This is a genomic window from Tsukamurella sp. 8F, from assembly GCF_029167375.1.
GTDB lineage: Bacteria > Actinomycetota > Actinomycetes > Mycobacteriales > Mycobacteriaceae > Tsukamurella.
In genome coordinates, this window is record NZ_JARFTP010000022.1 from 28,091 (window position 1) to 49,466 (window position 21,376).

Below are 21,376 nucleotides of genomic sequence, written 5' to 3' on the forward strand. Positions count from 1 at the left end.
GACAGGTTCTCCATCGTAGCCATAGCGTCATCACTGCTGACGTCATCAACGTTGACGGTCATCGTCGATGACTTCCTCAATGACGCCCCGCTCGACAAGGATCGGAGACGCTCATGGCACGACCCACCCCCACGCGGGAGCCGTCCGTCACGCACGTGGCGCACCCCCACGTCCCCCTGGGCATGGTCCTCGCGATAGCGACCGCCGCCCAGTTCATGGTCGTGCTGGACACGACGATCGTGAACGTCGCGCTCCCCGCCATGAAGGCCGGCCTCGGGCTGTCGGCAACCGGCCAGCAATGGGTGGTCGACGGCTACCTCGTCGCGTTCGGCGGGTTGCTCATGCTGGCGGCCCGCAGCGGAGACCTGCTGGGGCACAAGCGGGTGTTCCAGGCGGGCCTGATCGTGTTCACGCTGGCGAGCCTCGTCGGCGGTCTCGCGGGCGACGCCGGCTGGCTGATCGCGGCCCGGATCGTTCAGGGCGCCGGGGCGGCGGCGCTGGCGCCGGCGAGCCTCAGTCTCATCACCGCGAGCCACCCCGAAGGGCCTGCCCGCAGCCGAGCGCTCGCCATCTGGAGCTCGAGCACGGTGTGCGGAGGGGCCATCGGCCTCGTCCTCGGCGGGGTCCTCACGTCTGAACTCTCGTGGCGGTGGGTACTGCTGGTCAACCTCCCCATCGGCGCCGCACTCCTGGTCGCGACGGCCGTATGCCTCGTCGGGCGCCCCGCGGGGCGCACCAACCCACGCATCGACCTGCCCGGGGCGCTGACGGTGACCCTCGGCGTAGGCGCGTTGGTGTACGGAGTGTCCGCCACTACCGAGACCGGTTGGGGCTCGGCACAGGTCGTGTGTGCACTCGTCGCGGCGGCATTCCTGTCGACGGCCTTCGTCGTCGTCGAGACGCGCCGCCCGGAGCCACTGGTCCGCCTCGACATCTTCCGCGTTCGCGGCATCGCAGTCGCGAACGGGCTCGCGGCGTGCCTCGGCGTCACGCTCACGACGACGCTTTTCTTCATCGCGCTCTACCTTCAGCAGGTCAACGGATACAGCGCGCTGCGGACGGGCCTGGCGATGGTGCCGCAGACGGCGGCGATGGTCGTCGGTGTCGCGGCGGGGAAGAAGGCGGTGGGCCGCTTCAACGCTCGTACCGTCGTCGTGATCGGGTCGGCCGTCGCGACCGCGGGCGTCGCCTGGCTGTCCCTGCTCCCCGTGCCCTCCGAGTACGTCACGTCCGTTCTCGGGCCCACCGTCGTCCTCGGCGCCGGAGTCGGTTTCATGATGGTGCCGGCAAGCGAGACCGCGACCGCGGGCGTGGCCGCGGCAGACGCCGGACTCGCATCCGGCCTGTTCAACACCAGCCGCCAACTAGGCGGAGCGATCGGGCTCGCGGTGCTGGTCACCGTCTCCTCGACCGCCCTGCGTCACAGCCACCTCGGCGGTCTCGAAGCCGTGGCACACGGCTACCGGATCGCGCTCGTGGTGGCCGCGGCCGTCGGGGTCGCGTCCACCCTGCTCGCGCTCCTGCTTCCAGGCGGCGACAGGACTACGCGGAGTTGACGGTGACTGCGAGGTTCCCCGGGGGTTGGGTGTTATCGGCCAACATCTGGTGGCCCACGCCGACGTCATCGAGAGTGCCGGTCCAGGACAGGCAGGGATCGATGCGGCCGGCGGCCACGAGAGCCGTGATCGCACGGCACTCCGCGAGATCGGCGAAGTGCGAGCCCTGCAGCCGCTTCTGCCTCATCCACAGATATCGCAGATCGATATCACCGTTATAGCCTGACGTCCCGCCGCAGATCACCACCATTCCCGCTGTGTCGCATAGCAACAACGATGTCGGCAGGGTGTCCTCCCCGACGTGCTCGAAGACGATCCGCGGGGCCCGCCGCTCCCCGAGCGCATCGAAGAAGGCCCGCCCGAATCGCTTGGCCTCGGCAGCCCAGGCGGCGAAGGCCGCGTCCCCGGTGTCGGGCAGCCGCCCCCAGTGGGCGTAGCCGGTGCGGTCGACGGTCCCTACTGCGCCGAGCGCGCGGCAGTACTCGGCGCGCTCGGGGCTGGAGACGACGGCGCCCCCCCGGCCGCCGAATTCGCGTACCAGCTGGATAGCCATGGATCCGAGACCTCCGGCACCGCCCCACACGAGCACCGGATCCCCGGGGCGCACGACGTGCGGTTCCCAGCCACGCAACTGCCGGTACGCGGTGGCACCGGTGAGCAGGTATGCGGCTGCCGCCTCCCACGACAGCGCGGGAGGCTTCGGGTGGCACTGGAAATCGGCGACGACGGTGAACTGGGCGAACGCACCGAAGTTGTCCTCATAGCCCCAGACCCGTTGCGTCACAGAGGCCATGGGGTCGCCGCCCAGACGGATGTCCTCCGCCGACTCGTCCCAGCGGCAACCAGACAGCACGACGTGATCGCCCGGCGCGACGGACCGCACCCCTTCGCCCACCTCCCACACGATCCCCGAGGCCTCCGAGCCCCCTATATGGAACCCTGTTGTATCGCCGCGCTTCTCACGGGCACCGACGACGTCGAGCGGATAGCCGCGGGCCGCCCACACGTTGTTGTAGTTGATACCGGCGGCCTTCACGTACACGAGGACCTCACCACGCTCGGGACGAGGCGTCGGGACGGCCTCCGTTGCGAACGCGTTCTTCGGCTCCCCATAGCGAGCGGGCCGGACGACGGACGCGTACATCTCGTCCGGAACCGTACCGACGTCTATCGGCTGGTCGGTCTCGGCGAGCCTCATGTCTCCTCCAGGAATTCCAGAATGTGCCCGAACACGTCGATCGCCGCGCCGCGGCCCAGGAATGCGTCCAGGTGCCCGTAGCCGGGGATCTCCCTGTAACGGACGTCGAGCGATGAGGCCCGGTGGGCGAGCACATCGGCACACAGCGCGTTGGAGTCGTACCAGAAGCGATTCTCGCTGCCTGCGAGAAGCATCACGGGACAGTCGATCCTGTCGGCCGACTCGACAGCGGATGCGGGTAGTGCAGCGAAGCGCGCGTCCCGATCATCGAAACGCACCATGGTGTGGGCCAGTTCGGCACGACGCAGATGCGGCAGCGTCCACGTCGGGATGGGACCGGCGAGATCGGCCAGCCGCCGGTGCGTCGCCGGATGCAGGTTGTCGTGCAGGAACAGCTCACCGCCGGCACCCCACGCGTTGTGCACGATGCGGCAGGTGGGATCAGGGCAACGGCCGGCGCCGACGGTGAGTGCCGCGAACAGCGGTGTGCGGCGTGAGAACAGGCCGACCGCACGGAAGTCCGTCGGTATGGGTCCGGCACGCCGCAGGAGTTCCGCCCCCACACCGAGACGCATCCGTGCCGTCGCCGACATCCGCGGCGTTAGGAAGACGCCGTGGGCGACGACGCCCGCCAGGCCTGGCACGAGCCCTGCTGTCAGCGACGCACCGAGGGCGAGCGCCCCGATGCAGTGCGCGATCACGTACAGGGGGCGGCCGCCCGTGCGCTCGCGGACGGTGCGCACCGCGGCCGGAATATCGAACGCGGCCACGTGGTCGTACGTGAACCGCGGCCCTCGCTCGTTGTACGGCAGTCGGCAGCTACCTCGCCAGTCGAGGGCGTAGGTGTCGATCCCGTTATCGCGCAACACCTCGGCCAAATTCCGGGTCTCTTCTGTGGCGAACATGTCGGAGGACACGCCGTGACCGTGCAGCAGCAGTGCCACCGGACCCTCGGCCGAGCCACCGATCACGTGCCGGAGAGCGAGACGTACACCGTCGTCGGCGGTCAGCTCGAGCTCCTCGAACTCGACGGCGCTCATCGGAGCCCCCTCTGCCACTGCCTCGATCCGCCATCGTCGCGCGCGCCCCGGAGGTCCCACAACTCGGCGAACGCCCGCAGCGCCGGCTGGAGGAGTCCACGCCCGACCTGGCCCCCGAACCACGCGAACCACACCGCCTTCGCCTGCCGGCGCTCTCGTGCGGACAGCGCGGGGTCGATGCGCAGGCCGTCTACACCGTCGCGCAGGTAGTCGCGCGGGGCGAAGGAGACGGTGCCGCTGTACGCCTCGGCGGCCGACGTGAGTTCCACTGTGGCAGTGCGAGTCTGACTCGCGATATCGCGCCCGAGGCGCGCCGTCTTGTGCGCGACGACCGTCCAGTCCGTACCCGTTCCGTCGGTACCCGCGAGACGGTACTCCATGAGCGGATGCCGCAGCTCCGCTGCGTCGACCGGGACGCCGCCATCCGGCCGGATCACGAGATCGCCCGAAACGGTGAGCGCGCCACCCGGTAGGAGATCGCATTCCACGGTCCCCCGAACGTCGAGGCGGCGTTCGGTGAGCAACTGATGCATGCCTGCCGCCGAGAGGGTCAGTGCGATCGTGCACGGGCGTGAATCGACGGCACCCGTCAGGGTCTCGTCGAAAGCCACGTGGGGCGTGCTGTCCCGACCGGGCAGGCGCGCGAGCCCCGTTCGGTCCATCGCCGTCAGGGTCCTGAGCTGCGCAGAGACGTCGAACCCCGGCGCCGGCTCGATCCCGTGGCGAACGGCGAGTTCCCGCGCCCTCGCCGTACCCGCCGCGGGGACGGAGAGGGACGCCTGCGCGAGTGCGCACGCGGACGGCGAGCGCAGCATCGTCGCCAGGAAGGCCAGTTCGGCGACACCGTCGATGCGCTCGAGGATCCCCGACCTCCACTCGTCCCACGGCTGGACCGTGGGCGCCATGCCCGCGAGAGTGAGCCCGCGCACGAGATCGTCGAGGGTCACCGGTTCGCCGACGAGATGGTAGTTCCCGCCCCATGAGCCGGGATCCAGGACGGCTGCTGCAGTCAGACGCGCCACCCAGTCCACCGGAGCCGTGTTGAGACAGCGGAATGCGGGGATCGTGCGGTACCGCGTGAGCGCCGCAGTGATCGCACTGCTGAGGTCGTGCGCGTTGTGAGCGCCGGTCGACCGGTTTCCCCCGATACCGCCGGGCCGCAACAAGGTCACGACGAGACCGTGGTCGCGGGCGCGCTGGAGCGCCACATCGGAAGCCCACTTGCTCCGGTCGTAGCCCGAGCCGAGCCGATCGACACGGGCCAGCGGGCCGTCCTCGTCCATCGCCTCGATGCCGATCTGGTTGAACGCGCCCAGAGACGAGACATGGTGCAATGGAACGGGTCCGACGGATGCGAGCTCCGCGAGAGAGAGTGGGCCCGCGACGTTCGCACCCCCGAGTGACCGGTACCCGCGGACGAAGTCCACCTCCGCGCCGACGCTCACGACGCCGTCGACCTCCGCGGCCAGCGCCTGCCAGCGCACATCGTCGAGCCCGAGTCGCGGCGCCGCGAGGTCGCCCGCCACCGCGGTCACCCTGCGGCGGACCTCGGTGTTCCACGGCACTCCGTACTCTTTTGCGGCCGTAGCGATCCGGGCCAGCGCCGCGGCGTCGTCTGCCGCCCGGGCGAGGCACACCACGTGGGCGTCGCTGCGCCGCAGCAGCTCGGCGAGGACGTGCACACCGACGAAGCCCGTGGCCCCGGTGAGCAGCAGACATCGCGGCTCGTCCGTGCGTGGTGGGCCGACGAAGGGCAGCTCGTCGGCCCGCCGGAGATCGGCGCGGACGAGGGCGAGCTCATCACCCGCGCTCTCACCGGGCGAGCCCACGGCACGGGCGATCGCCGAAGGTCGCGGATCTGCGAACACCGCCCCGAGATCCAGCTCGGAACCGAGCTCGTGTTCGAGCTCGGCCACCAGCTCCACGGCCTGTGCGGACGTGAGACCGGCGTCGAACAGGTCTGTGTCGGAGCCGACCGGCCTAGCCGCCATCCGCCCGGCGGCGCGGATGAGAGCAGCCTCGATCCCCGCCGGATCCATCCCCACCACCCGCGGAGACCCACTCGGGTCAGCCGGTTCCGGCCGCGTGCCGTCGGCGAGGGCCAGCAGTTCGTCCACGGTCATCTCGGGTTCCGTCATTCGGTCCTCCAGGATCGGAAGGTGCGCAGGCGTTCCGGGCTGGTAACGGAATCATCGGGCGGCTCGGCACCCGTGAGCGCCGCAACGAACCTGCGCGCCGGCTCGTTTCGGTCCGTGGGTTCCAGCGCGAACCGCACCGCCGTACAACGCATCTCGTCGGCTCGGTCCGCGACCCAGGCGAGCACCTGCTCCTCGGCACCGCGACCGAGGGTACGGCAACTCATGTGCCAGGCTCGGACCACCAGTACGTCCCCGTCCCGACGCAGAGCGAGCAGGCCTGCCCGGCCGTGGTCGCCGAAACGGTCACGTGCAGTCACCACATACACTTCGCCGTCGGCGACCCATCGCGCGACGTCCGCCGGCCGAGCTCGGCCGAGCACGAACTGGGTTGTGCGCGCGACGATCTGCTCGGCGCGATCGCGATCGCTCGCTGTCAGCGGCGCGATGTCCACCTCGAGCCCCAGGCCGGACAGGAACTCCTCGAACCCCTGCGTCGCCTGCGCCAGTGCGCGACGTTCGTCGGCCCGCCGGTAGCCCGCGCGGCGCCTGTCCTCGTCGGTGGCGGCCGCCGGTCGCAGGGGCCACAACCCCGCGACGAAGGCCTCGATCCCCTCCTGCGGGAGCCGGACGGCACGCACCTCGGGCAGGGCCTCGGCGACCCGTGCGATCTGCACCGGATCGTCGTCCAGGAACACGACCGCATCCATGGCCGCACCGAGGCTGGCGGCGGCCGCGGCAAGACGCTCCGCCTTCGGTCCCCAACCGGCGTCCACGACAGCGAAATCACCCGGCCCCAGCGGGCTCTCGGTGCGGCTCAGCACGGCCTCCACCGTGTCGGAGTCGTTGTTGCTCACCAACACGAGATGGGTTCCCGCGTCGCGCCATTGCCGGAGCCGCTCGGCGAGCGCGACGCGGCCGGGTCCGAATCCCACACCGTCCGGCCCTATCTCGCCGGCGACACCGTCCCACAGGGTCCCATCACCGTCCACCGCGATCACCTTCGGGCGCGGCGCCAGGGCGGAGCGCAGTGCGCGGGCGATTGCGAGCGCCAGCGTCGCCTGGAAGCGCCGCGTGTACGGCAGGCCCGCGAGCCGCTCGGTCGCGCCGTCGTGCACATCGTCATCGGTCAGGCGGTCCAGCACTCCGACGCCTGGGAGCGCCCGCACCGCATCGGCCAGCCGAGCATCGCATCCGGCGGGCGATCCCGGAGGACTCGGCGGAACGACGACGAGCACAGCCGATGTGCGTGCGAGATCGGCAACGCCCGTGGCGAACCCGTCGGTGTCCGGAGCATCGCTACCTCGGACGAGCAGCACCACCGCCTCCGGGCGTTCGTCACGTAGGCGAGGATTCAGGAGCGTCGCATCCAGGTCCGTGTGCGGTACCTGGTCCACGCGATGTGCCGGCCCACCCGCTGCCCACGCGATGCGGCACAGCCCGGGTAGGTCGCCGAGGCTGAACGCACCCGCGACCACCGCGCGCATGACGGGCGTCACGGTTGCGCGAAGAGCGTCGAGGTATCCGGCGGCGAAATCATGCGCGCCGCGGTCGTCGAACACATCCGTCGAGTACGTCAGGAACACCCTCGCGGAGTCCACGGCCGGGTCGGCGACGACGGTATACATCACATCCAGGTCGACCGCGCCCGAGGGCACCGGTCGCGCCTGCGCCGCGGACGACCCCGGCACCGTGAGGTGGCTGAAGTACGCCTGCAGCAGCGGCTGCCCCGCGCGATGCAGACGCTTCGCCAGGACAGGCAGGTCTCCCACCACCCCGCGACCGTCGAACAGGTCGCGGAGGGACCGCGCCGCGCGGCGCACGGCGTCGTCGGCCGGTTCGGCGCAGTCGTGGCGTACCGCGACGGGCACGGGAACGGAATGGAACCCGACCGCACCCTCCGCACCCCTGTGCAGGCGCGTGTCGACCGGTACCGCCACCGCGAACCTCGTTGTACCACTGACGCGTCCGAGATGAGCGATCGCGGCGGCGAAGTACACCGCCGCGGGTGTGACGCCCAGCTCGCGAGCGCGGGCGTCTACCACCGCCGGTGCCGGGATGTCGACGATGACGAGGCCTTCGCCGTATCGGCGCTCCCCGGCGACCGGGAGAGCGAGGCGCTCCACATCGTCGAACCCGCCACGCGCGGCAACGGGAATCGCGGGCGCGCGGAGCGCCGCGAGATCCCGCGACGCTGCCTCGCCGGCGTCGCCCAGCTCGGTACCCGTGAGCACCGCATGGATCTCGCCGCCCACCGTGATCAGGGACGGAACGTCCGATACGGCGTGGTGCGCGCCGAGCACCACGGCACAGGCCCCGTCCGCACCGGACACCAGGCGCAGCCGCCACAGCGGCCCGCGGTCGATGTCGAAGGGTTCGGCGAGCAGATCGCGCGCCGCCGCTTCGAGACTCGCGACATCGACGTCCGGCATGCGGGTCGCGTCGGCCGCCGGTGGCTCTCCGCTCAGCGCCACGCGCACGGTGCCGTCGGCGCCCGTCGGCAGCCCGGCACGCAGGATCGGGTGCCGCCCGGCGACCGTGGCAAGGGCCACGCGCACACCGTCCAGCGTCGTGCCGGCCGGCGCAGCGACCGCGAGTGCGAGCGCGTGGGTCGCCGGCGGCAGACCACGCCCCGCCCGCAGCAGACGCACGACGTCGCCGCTCGCCGGGATCTCCCCGCCTCCCGTCGACCGCTCCTGTTCCACGGCGGCGCTCGCGCCGATCAGCCGCGCCAGTCCGGCGACGGTCGGTTCGGCGAACACCTCCGACACCGGGAGGTCCACGCCCGTCTCGGCACGCAGCGTGTTCCGCAACTCCACGGTCATCAGCGAGTCGAAGCCGTACTCCGGTAACAACGTGTCGTCGTCCACCGCAGACGGTGCGCTACCCGCGACCCGTGCCACATGGTCGCGCACGAGCTCCACGAGTTCGTCCTCGGTCCGCGGGCCGCCGGACGTCGTCACGGGCACACCGTCGGCCGCCACCGAGTCGGCGCGGAGCCAGGCCAGCATCGGATGCGGTGGCAGCGCATCGGGATTCCACCGTGCGGCGGCGACCGCCGGGTCACCGTCGGCCGCTCGCCCCACGGCGGCATCGAAGAGCGTCATGGCGACGTCCGCGTCGAGTGGCACGAGGCCCGCCGCCCGCATGCGCGCGGCCGCGTTTCCCGGCGCGCGTTCCGCCATTCCTGTACCCCAGGCTCCCCACTGCACCGACACCGTCGGGCGACCCGCCGCTGCCCGCTCGCGCGCGAACGCATCGAGTGCGGAGTTCGCCGCGGCGTAGACGCCCTGCCCCGGCGCTCCGGTGACCCCCGCGAGGGACGAGAAGACGGCGAACAGCGTAGGCGGGTCCGCTGCGGTCACACGGTCGAGCACCGCAGCACCGTCGATCTTGGGCCGCAACACATCCGATACCTGTTGCCCTCCCACATCGGGGAGTAGCGCATCGTCTACGACGCCCGCAGCATGCACGACGGCCACGATGTGCTCTCCCGCGAGCGCCGCGCGGACAGCGGCCTCGTCGGTCACATCGCACGCGCGCGCCGCCGCGTCGGCCCCGAGCTCCGCCAGCTCGGTCAGCGTCTCGGCGGTGCCCGGAGCGGCCTCGCCACGACGACCGAGCAGCAGGACGCGGCGCGAGCCGTACTCGCGTACCAGGTGGCGGGCCACCACCGCCGCGATCGGACTTCCGGCACCCGTCACCACGGTGGTTCCATCCGCCAACACCGGTAGCGCACCGGCTGATCCGGGAGCGACTGCGAGGCGCGGTGTGCGCACAGTACCGTCGAAGACCGCGGCCTCCGCCAAGTCGGGTGCCGCCCCGGCGTCCGGCTCGGCGTCCGTGTGCAGCAGCCGGATCCGGCCCGGATACTCCCACGCGGCCGCACGTACCAGGCCGGTGATCGCGGCTCCCGCCGCATCCAGACGGGGCGAGCCGTCCGTCGACGGCGCCGCGGGAACGCACACGAGCACGTCACCGGGCCCGGAACATGCCCGCGCGAGCCGGGGTGCGAACGCCGTGACCGCCGCAACGGCGTCGCCGCCACGCGGCACGTCGAGGACTGTTGCCGCGTGAGCGACTGTGGTGGTGTGGGTCTCGTGCCAGCGTAGGCTGAGCAACGCGGCTTCGACCGCCCCCGACCGCGAGGTGCGGCCGGGCAGTGGCCGCATCGTCAGCGCGTCGATGTCGAGCACCGGATTGCCGTCGAGGTCGTCGGCGGCGACGGCGAGTGTGTCCGGCCCGATACGGGTGAGCCGCACCCGCAGAGCGGTTGCTCCCGGCCGGTACAGTCGGATCCCGTTCCATGCGAAGGGCATTCCCATGCGGCCGGGCTCGGCCATCGCGAGCGCGTGTGCGGCCGCGTCCAGCAGGACCGGGTGCAGCAGGTGAGCACGTGCCCTCGCCACCTCCTCCGGCGGCAGCGCCACCTCCACAGACAGCGTGTCGCCGTTCCGCCACGCGCGCTTCAGTGCACGGTAGGCGGGCCCGTATTCGAATCCGCCCGCCGCGAGGTTCCCATAGACGCCGGCGCAGTCGATCTCGTCGCCCGCAGGCGGCCAGTCGAGCGCCGCTTCGCGGCGCGGGCGGGCAGCCTCCGTACGGCCCTCGGCCACCTTCACCCACTCCGTTCCGCAGGCATGCACGGCGACTACCCCGGGCCCGATCTGGACCTGCACCGGGGTCGTCCCCTCGCCGATCTCGAACGGTGCCGTGAGAACCAACTCCCCGATCTCGAGCCCGGATTTCCGGGCCGCGACCGCAGCGCACTCCATCGTCACCGCGCCGGGCAGGATCACACGTCCGCCGATCCGGTGGTCGCCGAGCCACGACCCGGCCGGCGCAGGCAGCGCGCCCAGCACCAGGGTTCGCGATTCCGGTTGCGGTACGTATTGATTCAGGATCGGATGGCGTAGCGCGTCGACGCCGGGCGGTGTCACGAATACAGCGGGACCTACGCGGGCGTGCAGCCAGTACCGCCGGCGGTCGAACGCGTAGGTCGGAAGGTCCACGCGATGTCCGCCGGGGTGCAGTGCCGCCCAGTCGATTCGCGTGCCGCGCAGCCAGAGTCCAGCGGCGGCGTGACGGATACCGTCGAGCCCGGGGCGGGCACGTCCCGCCGTCGCGGTGACGAACTCTGCCGCCAGCTCGTCCAGTGCACCCGCGAGCACGGGGCGCCCGCCGATCTCCACGAAGTCTGTGTAGCCGTCTGTTATCGCGGCCCGCACGGCATCGTCGAACCGCACCGGGTCGACTGCATTGCGCGCCCAATGGTCTCGGGGTGCAGGACCGAGCAGGCCGCCCGTCACGGTCGAGTACACGGGAAGGCCGCCGGGCGCGACAGGAACGTCGAGCTTCGCCTCGAACTCGCTGCGATACAGGGCGATCCGTGGCGAGTGCGCAGGGAATCCGATGTCCACACGCCGGGCACGCAAGCCCTCGTCCGCGCACCACTCCTCGAGTTCCTCGAGCGCGTCCGCGTCGCCGGTCACAGTGGTCGAGGACGGTGAGTTGACCGCACCGACCGCCAGGCGCCCGGGCCAGCGCTCATCGAGGGTGCGCGCGAGCCGGTCCGCGGCCATGCCGACAGACGTCATCCCGCCCGTACCGGCGAAGGGGGCCAAAGCCTCCGCACGCTTCGCGACGAGCGAAGCGGCATCGTCCAGCGTGAGGCGGCCTGCGGCGTACGCGGCGGCGATCTCGCCCTGGGAGTGACCGATCACCGCGGCCGGCACCACACCGGCCGCCTCCCAGAGCGCGACCTGCCCGGCGGCCACCGCCAGGATCGCCCCCTGCACGACATCGGGCCGACCGACCGGCGGACCGGCCGGGTCTCCGCGCAACGCGGCGGCGACGGAGCACCCCAGGTGCGGTTCCAGCGCTGCAGAACACTCGTCGACCGCGTCGGCGAACACGTCGGACTCGGACAGGAGCCGCTCTGCCATCCCAGCCCATTGCGTTCCGTGACCGCCGAACACGAACACCGGGCCCGCGCCCCCGTCGCGTGCTCGTCCCGTCCGCAGGGCGGGATGTGTCGTCCCCACGGCGAGGGCGGCGAGTCCGGCACGGAGCGCGGCACTGTCGCCCTCCAGGACTGCGCGGTGTCCCAGGGTCGCCCTGCCCCGCGCGAGGGACCATCCGATGTCGGCGTCGGCTTCAGGTGGGAGCCGTTCCGCGAGCCGGGCGGCCTGGGCACGCAGGGAATCCCAGGTCGCTGCCGACAGGATCCACGCTCCAGCGCCGCCCGGCGATGCCGCGCGCCCGGCGGTCTCGGCGATCTCGGCGGCTTCGAGGATGACGTGAGCGTTGGTGCCGCTGATGCCGAAGGACGACACCCCGGCGCGGCGCGGGCGGCCACCGGACCGCCAGGGCAGCGCGCGATCCAAGACCTCGACAGCACCCGACGACCAGTCGACGTGCCGGGAGGGCGAGCCCGCGTGCAGCGTCCGTGGCATCAGTCCGTGTTCCATCGCGGCCACGGTCTTGAGGATCCCGCCTACGCCTGACGCCGCCTGTGTGTGACCGATATTCGACTTGAGCGTGCCGATCCGGAGAGGCGCGGCGCGCCCGCCGCCGTACGCCTGGATCAGGGCGGTGGCCTCGATCGGATCCCCCAACGTCGTACCCGTGCCGTGGGCCTCGACGACGTCGACGTCGTCGGCCGCCAACCCGGCGTCCGCGAGCGCGGCCGCAACGACCCGCTGTTGGGCGGCGCCGCTCGGCGCGGTCATCCCGTTGCTCGCGCCGTCCTGATTGACCGCCGAACCCGCGATCACCGCGCGCACCGGGTGGCCGAGACGACGCGCGTCCGACAGCCGTTCCAGCACCAACACTCCCGCGCCCTCGCCGAAGCTCGTGCCGTCGGCGTCGTCGGCGAACGGCTTGCAGTGCCCGTCGGGCGCAAGACCTCGCTGCCGCGCGAAACTCACGATGGCACCCGGCGTCGCCATGACGGTGACACCGCCCGCGAGCGCGAGCGAGCATTCGCCGCGTCGGAGCGCACCCACGGCCGAGTGGACCGCGACGAGCGACGACGAACAGGCGGTGTCGACGCTCAGAGCCGGGCCGGTGAGTCCCAGGGTGTACGCCACGCGTCCCGACACCACGGAGAACGTGCTGCTCTCCGCGAGGAACGGCTCCGCCTCCGGCGGCACGTCGTGAGCCACGCGCGTCGCGTAGTCGGCGTAGGTCACGCCCGTGAACACGCCCGCGTCGGTGCCGCGCAGTGAATCCGGTGCGATGCCCGCCGTCTCGAGCGCCTCCCAGGAGATCTCCAGCATGAGGCGCTGCTGCGGATCCATCGCGGTGGCTTCGCGCGGGCTGATGCGGAACACGGTCGGATCGAAGTCACCGGGCGCGTCGAGGAACCCGCCGCGACGCGTGTAGGTCGTGCCGGGCACCGCGGGATCCTCGGAGTAGAGCGCCTCGAGGTCCCAACCGCGGTCGGTGGGGAACGGCCCGATGACGTCGCGCTCCCCCGCTACCACGTCCCACAGGTCGTCGAGCGAGGTCACCCCGCCGGGGTATCGACACCCGACACCGACGATCGCGATCGGATCATGTTCCGCAACAGGGGTTTCAACCTCCATCGAATCGATCCCGGCGACGTCCCCGAGCTGCTCCGCGACGTACTGCGCCAGAGCTGCGGGTGTGGGGGTGTCGAACGCGATCGTTGCGGGCAACGTGACGCCGAGCTCTCGCTGCAGCCGATTCCGGAGCTCCACCCCGCCGAGCGAGTCGAAGCCGAGATCCCGGAACGAGGCATCCGGATCGATCGCCGAGGCGCCTGCATGTCCCAGGGTCTCGGCGGCCACTCGCCGCACCGTCTCGTGGACCACCCTGACGCGCGCCTGTGCGCTCAGACCCGCGAGCCTCGCCTCCACCCCCGACGATGCCTCAGCGGCCCTCCGCCGGGCAACGGCGAACCCCGAGAAGGCGGGTAGGTGTTCGGCGAGCAGGGAGGTGTCGAGGCGTGCAGCCAGGACGTAGGGCGCCCCGATCGCGCGCGCGGCATCCAGCAGCCGCACCGCTACGTCGGTGCGCATGGGACGGACGGGCATGCGCGCCAAGCGGTCCCGGCTCGCGGCATCCAGTCCCGAGCCCATACCGCTCGCCCCGGCCCAGAGCCCCCACCCGACGGCGAGACCCGGGAGCCCCAGATGCCGACGGTGCTGGGCCAGGGCCTCGAGCGCGGCATTCGCGGCGGCATACGCGCCCTGGCCGGGCGAGCCGAGTAGGTTCGCGGCGGACGAGAACAGCACGAACTCCGCGATATCGTGATCCGCGGTCAGCCTGTGCAGGTTCCACCCCCCGGTGACCTTGGGGGCACACACGGCACGCACCTGTTCCTCGTCGATCTCGGGCGCGGTGGCGTCATCCAGAACACCCGCGGCGTGGTAGACGGCCGTGAGCGGCCTCTCGAGTCCGTCGAGCACCGCGGCGAGCGCATCGGGGTCGCCCACGTCGCAGGCTACGACATCGACACGCGCCCGGCCCGCAAGCTCCGTCGCCAGGTCGCGAGAGGCTTTCGTCTCGCCGGTTCGGCTCAGCAGCAGGAGGTTCCGCGCCCCCCGCTCGGCGAGGTGCCGGGTGACGGCCAGCCCGACCAGGCCCGTGCCGCCGCTGATGAGCACCGTGCCGTTCGGATCCGGCGCGCGCGGGACCACGAGGACGTTCTTCCCGATGTGCCGTGCCCGCGCCATGGCCCGGTACGCGTCCGGCGCGCGTCGGAGGTCCCACGCCGCGACCGGAGGGGCGGTGATGGCGCCCTGCTCGAGGAGCTCCGCGACCTCGTGCAGGATCGGCGCCACACGGCCGATCGGCATACTCGGCAACTCGATCGCCTGATACGCCACGCCCGGGTGGTCGGCGGATACGACGCGGGGATCGCGGACGTCAGTCTTACCCAACTCCACGTAGCGACCACGTCGCGCATCCAGGCGTCGCAGCGATGACTCGACCGACGCTCCCGCGAGTGAACCCACGACCACGTCTGCGTCCGGCGCATCGGGCGCGGGCACCCGGGAGTCCTCGATCGAGCCGTTCTCGAAACCTCGGCGGCGCAGCACATCCCACTTCTGTCGGGACGCAGTGACATAGACGTCTGCGCCCCAGTGTCGCCCCAGCTCCGACGCGGCCCATCCGACGCCGCCGGTGGCCGCATGGACCACCACCGTCTCGCCCGGGGCGAGGCCGGCGACGTCGCGCAGCGCGAGGTAGGCGGTCAGGAACGCGACCGGAACAGCCGCGGCCTGGGCATCCGACCAGCCCGCCGGGATCCGGCACAGGGCACGGTGATCCACGGCGACGGTTCCCGCAGTCGCCGGCAACAAACCGAAGACCCTGTCGCCCAACGCGATCGAATCGACGTCCGCCGCCGCCTCGATCACGACACCCGCACCCTCGCCGCCGAGCGCTGCGGGGTCGTCGGGCACCATGCCCATCGCGGTCACCACGTCGTGGAAGTTCACGCCCGCCGCCGATAGGCGGACGCGGACCTCGCCGGACCGCAACGACCGCGGATCGTCGGGAGCCAGTCGCAGGGTGGCATCGGAGAGCCCGCCGCCAGGACGGGCCTCCAGCCTCCAATCCGACGCGGGCGTGCCGATCCCGGCAGCCGCGCGCGTCACCCTCGGGACATAGAGAACACCGAGTCGCGATACCAGTTCGGTGGCACCCAGAGCCATCGCGGAACTCGCAGCGGCATCGGCACTCTCATCGTCGGCATCGCCGTCGATGTCGACCAGGTGCACCCGGCCCGGGTACTCCGCCTGTACCGAACGCATCAGCCCCAGCACCGCGGCGGCCGCCGGGTCGACGACGTCGTCTCCGCCCGACACCGCCACGGCTCCCCGGGTGACCACGGCGATCACGCCGCTCTCATGCTCCAGCCAACCGGATACGTCGGCGGCGGTGCGCGCCACCAGCTCAGCGGTCTCGTCCGGCCCCGCTCCGCCGATTCTCAGCACGCGGTCGGGTAGACGTCCGGCATCCGGCGTCGAAGCCACGGCCCACTGGAGCTCGTACAGATCGTCCGTCCGAGCCGTCGACAGTGCGCTCAGGTCCACAGCGGCGAGCGTCACACGCGCGATCGACGCCACGAGGGCGCCTGTCCGCGTGCGGATCTCGACCGAGATCGCACCATCCGAAAGTCTGCGCAGCCGGACCTGCACGTCGGCCGCCCCGGTGAGGTGGACGGCGGCACCCGCGAATGCCACGGGCACCAACACGGTGCCCTCAGGCCGAGGCAGGCCGAGCAGGGCCGCGGGATGCAGAGCCGCGTCCAACAGCGCGGGATGCACCAGATAGCCGGCATCATCGTCGTCGACCTCGGGCGAGAGCACGACGTCTGCGATCGCATCCGCACCGTCGCGCCAGGCCGACCGCACGCCCCGGAACGCGGGGCCGTAGACATAGCCCGCCGCAGCGAGTCGCCGGTACAGCTCGTCCCCGTCGAGGGCGTCTACCGGACGGTCTACCACCTCACCCGGCACGGGATCGGCGGGCGCACCGAGTGTCCCCTCGGCGTGGCGCACCCAGTCGCCGTCGCCGTGGCTGTGCACGGTGACGCGGTCGCCTGTCACCGTCGCCTGAACGTCGATCCCGGCGGCGCTGAGCGGCAGTGGTGTCTCGAGTGCCAACTCCGTGATCCCGCGACCGTCGGCCGCGCAGAGGGCTGCATCGAGCAGCAACGCACCCGGCGCCAGCACGGTAGCCCCGATGCTGTGGTCCACGAGCCAGGGCCTGCGCCCGGTGGACACCCTGCCGGTGAAGGCCACCGCGGAGGCCTCCGGAAGCGCGGTCGCGGTCGGCAGCAGGGGATGCCCGGTCGGCCGCGCGCCCATGTCCTCCGGTGTGCCGCTGCGGGTCTCCACCATGAGGCGGCGCTCGTCGAACGGGTACGTGGGCAGGTCTGCCCAGTCCGACCCGGGCGCGAGGACGTCCCAGCGCAGATCGGCGCCGGAGACGTACAGCTGCCCGAGCGCGCGGTCGAGCGCCCCGGGCCCGTCGCTCTCGCGCGTGAGCGACCCGACGGCCGCCACCCGGCGCCCCGCATCCTGCGCGACGGTCTCGACCGCGGTCCTCAGGGTGGGGTGTGCGCTCAGCTCGACGAATCGGGTGTACCCCTCTGCGACCAGCGCGCCGACGGCCTCGTCGAACCGCACGCGGCGGCGCATGTTCGCGAACCAGTGCTCGGCGTCGGGCGCGTCGGTCTTGCGTCCGCCGGTCACCGTCGAGTACCAGGCCGCGGTCGGCGCCGATCCCGCTACCCCCGAGAACTGCTCGATCAGCCTCTCCCGCAACGGTTCCACAGCCGGGCTGTGGCCCGCAGTCCCGGCCGCGAGGCGGCGATGGAAGACCCCGTCGGCGTCGAGGCGTTCCTCGAGCTGTTCGACACCGGACACGTCACCCGTGACCACCACTGCTCGGCCCGAGTTGGCGACGGCGACCGAGACACCCTCGGGAAGCATTGCTTCCACGCGTTCGGCCCCGAGCCCGACGACGGTCATGGCCCCCAACCCCACCAGTGAACTCCAGCCTCGACTGCGGTGCACCACGATGCGCGCAGCCGCAGCCAGATCCAGGGCTCCGCAGAGGTATGCCGCCGCGACCTCGCCCTGGCTGTGCCCGACCACCGCGTCCGGAACGACGCCGCGTTCCCGCCACAGCGCAGCCAGCGAGACCATCACCGAGAACAGCAGCGGTTGCAGCACATCCTCCCGGGTGACGTCCGCCGACGTGCGCAGCCGCTCGACGACGGACCAGCCCGTGAGCGGTGCCAGTGCGGCATCGCAGCGTTCCAACTCCGCACGGAAGGCATTCGATCCGAGCAGATCACGTCCCATTCCGGCCCACTGCCCGCCCTGACCCGCGCACACGAACGCGAGCCGGCCGGCCGGTACCGGCTCGCCCGTGACGAGGTGGGGCGAGGCGACCCCCGATGCCAGCGCAGACAACCCGCCGCCCACGTCGGACCCGATCACCGCGGCCCGGAAGCGGTGGTGCGCACGACGGGGACCCAGCGTCCGAAGCATCTGCGCCACCGGCGCTTCGGCCCCGATCAGGTCGCGCGCCCGCCGCCGTAGCGAGTCCTCGGTGGCGGCAGAGAGTGGCAGTACGTCCGCCACCGGATCGGGCCCGGCGGGCACGGCGGTGTGCGGTGCCTGTTCGAGCTCGGCGGCCGGTGCCTGTTCGAGCACCACATGGGCGTTGGTGCCGGACACCCCGAACGCGCTCACACCGGCACGCCGGACGCCGTCCGGCCAGGGCGCCCGGCTCAAGGCGAGCGGAGCCTCGGCCCAGTCGATCTCGCGCGTCGGATGCTCGGAGTCCGGCGTCCCCGGGCGCACGCCGGACCGCAGGGCCTGTACGGCCTCGATGAGCCCCGCGACCCCTGCCGCCGCCCCGGTGTGCCCGATGGTCGCCTTGAGAGCGCCCAGTACTAGCGGCCGCTCGCGGCCCGCGTGAACGCGGGCCAGGGCGCGCGCCTCTATCGGGTCGCCCAGTGGCGTCGCGGTCCCATGGGTCTCGACGTAGCCGATGTCGCCCGGCCGCACGCCCGCGGCCCGCAGCGCGGCTCCGATCACCGCCTCCTGCGCCCGTCCGTTCGGGGCGCTGAGCCCCTGACTCCGGCCGTCCTGGTTGACGGCCGAGCCACGCAGCACGGCCAGCACTCGATCGCCGTCGGCCTGGGCGGCCGCAAGGGGTTTCACCACCACGACCGCGCACCCCTCGCCCCAGACGGTGCCGTCTGCCGCCGCACCGAACGGGTGGCACCCGCCGGACGGGGACAGCGCCCCGAGCTTGGAGAACTCGATGTGAGTACGCGCATCCAGCAGCAGGCTCACGCCGCCCACGATCGCGGCCGAGCACTCCCCCGACCGCAGCGCCGACATCGCGAGATGCGTGGCGACGAGCGAGCTCGAGCAGGCGGTGTCGACCGTGAGCGCCGGTCCCGTCACGCCCAGGAGATACGAGAGCCGTCCGGCTGCAACGCTTCCCGCCGAGCCCGTGCCGACGTGCCCGTCGAGCTGGTCGGGCGCGAGGTCCGCTCCGTAGCCGTCGCCGTACATTCCCAGGTACACGCCGACGTCGCTACCGGCAAGGCTCGACGGGTCGATCCCCGACCGCTCCAGCGCCTCGTACGCTGTCTGGAGGAACACGCGGTGCTGCGGGTCCATGGCCGCGGCCTCACGCGGGCCGATGCCGAACAGCGCTGCGTCGAATCCGTAGACATCGCCCAAGAACCCGCCCGCGACGGTGTAGGCCCGGCCCGGCGCAGCGCGATCCGGGTCGTACGGGTCGTCGACACGCCACCTCCCGGGCGGGACATCGCGGATCGCAGTTCCCCCGCTCTCCACCAGGTCCCACAGTTGTTCCGGGGTGTCCGCCCCGGGCAACCGGCAGGCCATACCGATCACCGCGATCGGCTCCGCCGCATCTCGTTCCCCAGGCGTCGCCCGATGAGGCACCGCACCCGGAGCGGACTCCACGTCGGACGCCCCGCCCAACGCCCCCGCAAGAGCGGCCACCGTCGGATACTCGAACACCAGGCTCGCGGGCACCACGCGCTCCAGTCCGGTACCGACCCTTACCGCCAACTCCACGAGTTGCCGTGAGCCCAGACCGAACTCGGCGAAAGGGCGATCGTCCACGATCGAGTCCGGATCGACACCCAGCGCCGACGCCAGCGAGCGCCGCACCACTGCGGCGACGTCCAGCGGACCGGGCTGGGGCACAGCAGGTTCCAGGATCGGAAGGGATTCGGGAGCCGGTGGGGGTTCCGGGACCGATAGTCTGCCCGCCAGGTAGTCGTCTCGACACGCGCGGCGCTGCAGCTTCCCGCTGCTCGTCTTCGGGATGGTGCGCGGCGGGATCAGAGCGACGTCCGCGAGCGCCACCCCGCAGTCGCGGGCTACGCGCGCAGTCACCGCGGCACGGACCTCGGCGGATATCGCTCCAGCGCGCACCTCGGCCACCGCGACGGCCTGCTCGCCCTCCCCGCTGTCCACCGCGAACACGATGACGCAGCCACCGCGCACTGCCGGATGCGCCGATTCGACCGCGAGTTCCAGGTCCTGCGGATGGTGGTTCACGCCGTCGATGATCACCAGATCCTTCCGGCGGCCCGTCACGTACAGCTCACCGTCGACGAACGCGCCCAGGTCCCCCGTCCGTAGGAACTCCTCACCGGAACCGGTGCGGAGCCGCGCCCCGAACGTATCGCCCGGCGGATGCCCCAGGTACCCGCGGCACACGCTCGGGCCGCGCACCCAGACCTCGCCCTCGGTTGATCCGGTTACCTCACAATGGGTTTCGGGATCCACGATGCGGACGTCGTAGCCGTGCAGCGGTCGGCCACACGACACGCGCGGGGCACCCGCGACTTCGGCTACGCGCGGCGGCTCGGTATTGCGGTTGCCCGTGATCGCGAGGGTCGACTCCGCGAGACCGTATAGGGGGCTCACGATCTCGGGACGGAACCCCGACGGCTCGAAGACTCGCGCGAACTTCTCCAGCGTCGCCGCGCGCAGGGGCTCCGAGCCGTTGAACGCCACCTGCCACCGGCTCAGATCGACGTCACCCGCCAGCCCGGCCGACCGGCGCGCAGTGATCTCGTACGCGAAGTTCGGGCCTCCCGAGACCCACGCGCCGAAGTGGTCGATAGCGCGCAGCCAGCGGGCGGGGTCCTCCAGGAAGTGCAGTGGCGACATGAGTACGCACTCCGCACCCGAGTACACGGTGCCGAGCAGCGGCGCAATGAGGCCCATGTCGTGGAACATCGGCAGCCAGCTGACGTGCAGCACGCCCGGCAGTGAGGCTATGAAGGCCTGATCGTGGCCGCCCTCGCGCGCCAGCGCCTCCTCCTGGGCCATCAGGTTCCCGTGTCCCACGAGCACGCCCTTGGGCGCGCTCGTCGAACCGGAGGTGTACTGGATGAAGGCGAGATCGTCCGGTCCGGCGGTCGGCGCCGCCCACTCGCCGGGATCCAACTCGTCGGTGCACACCCACGGCACGGCCGCGAGCTCGGGGACGGCCGATGTCGCGGCCGCGAGGGCGTCGGCGACGAAACGGGTGGTGAGGACGGCGCGGACACCCGCATCGGCGGCGATCGCCCGTAGGCGCCGCACGGCGCGGTCCAGCTCATGCGGCCCGGGGATCGGAGCCGGCACGGCGACGGCAGGCGCGCCGAGTGTGCCGAGGAATCCCGCGACGAAGTCCAGACCCGGCGGATACAGCAGTAGGACCCGGCTCCCCGCTAGGCCGGCGGCGCGCAGGCGTTCCGTCACCGCACCCGCGTGTGCACCCAGATCGGCGAAGGTGAGCTCGTCGGTCCCCCCTCCGATATCACCCGTCCGCAGGTACCGGAATGCGACGGTGTCCGGCCGCTCTTCGATCCATCGGTCCGCCGCGTGCAGAATCGATCTGGAATCCATCGGTCCTCCC

Annotated in this window: 5 protein-coding genes; 1 reads left to right on the forward strand and 4 read right to left on the reverse strand. The window is 71.8% G+C overall.

Annotation, left to right across the window (positions count from 1 at the left end; translation table 11 throughout):
- Positions 1 to 113 precede the first annotated feature (113 nt).
- The gene (locus tag P0W64_RS16190; protein ID WP_275481188.1) at positions 114 to 1,556 is read left to right on the forward strand and encodes an MFS transporter; all 1,443 of its coding nucleotides are present in this window, start codon (positions 114 to 116) and stop codon (positions 1,554 to 1,556) included.
- Here P0W64_RS16190 and ccrA read toward each other — a convergent pair.
- The 4 genes from ccrA to P0W64_RS16210 are packed head-to-tail and all read right to left on the reverse strand — an operon-like array spanning position 1,543 to position 21,366.
- Positions 1,543 to 2,754, reverse strand: coding sequence for a crotonyl-CoA carboxylase/reductase (gene ccrA / locus P0W64_RS16195; protein ID WP_275481189.1), 1,212 nt, complete (start codon positions 2,752 to 2,754; stop codon positions 1,543 to 1,545). The genes P0W64_RS16190 and ccrA overlap by 14 nt on opposite strands.
- Complete coding sequence (locus P0W64_RS16200) at positions 2,751 to 3,794, reverse strand: alpha/beta fold hydrolase (RefSeq protein WP_275481190.1); 1,044 nt, start codon at positions 3,792 to 3,794, stop codon at positions 2,751 to 2,753. Before P0W64_RS16200 ends, ccrA begins: the two co-directional genes overlap by 4 nt.
- The gene (locus P0W64_RS16205) at positions 3,791 to 5,932 is read right to left on the reverse strand and encodes a thioester reductase domain-containing protein (RefSeq protein WP_275481191.1); all 2,142 of its coding nucleotides are present in this window, start codon (positions 5,930 to 5,932) and stop codon (positions 3,791 to 3,793) included. Before P0W64_RS16205 ends, P0W64_RS16200 begins: the two co-directional genes overlap by 4 nt.
- Positions 5,929 to 21,366, reverse strand: coding sequence for a type I polyketide synthase (locus tag P0W64_RS16210; RefSeq protein WP_275481192.1), 15,438 nt, complete (start codon positions 21,364 to 21,366; stop codon positions 5,929 to 5,931). Before P0W64_RS16210 ends, P0W64_RS16205 begins: the two co-directional genes overlap by 4 nt.
- Positions 21,367 to 21,376 lie beyond the last annotated feature (10 nt).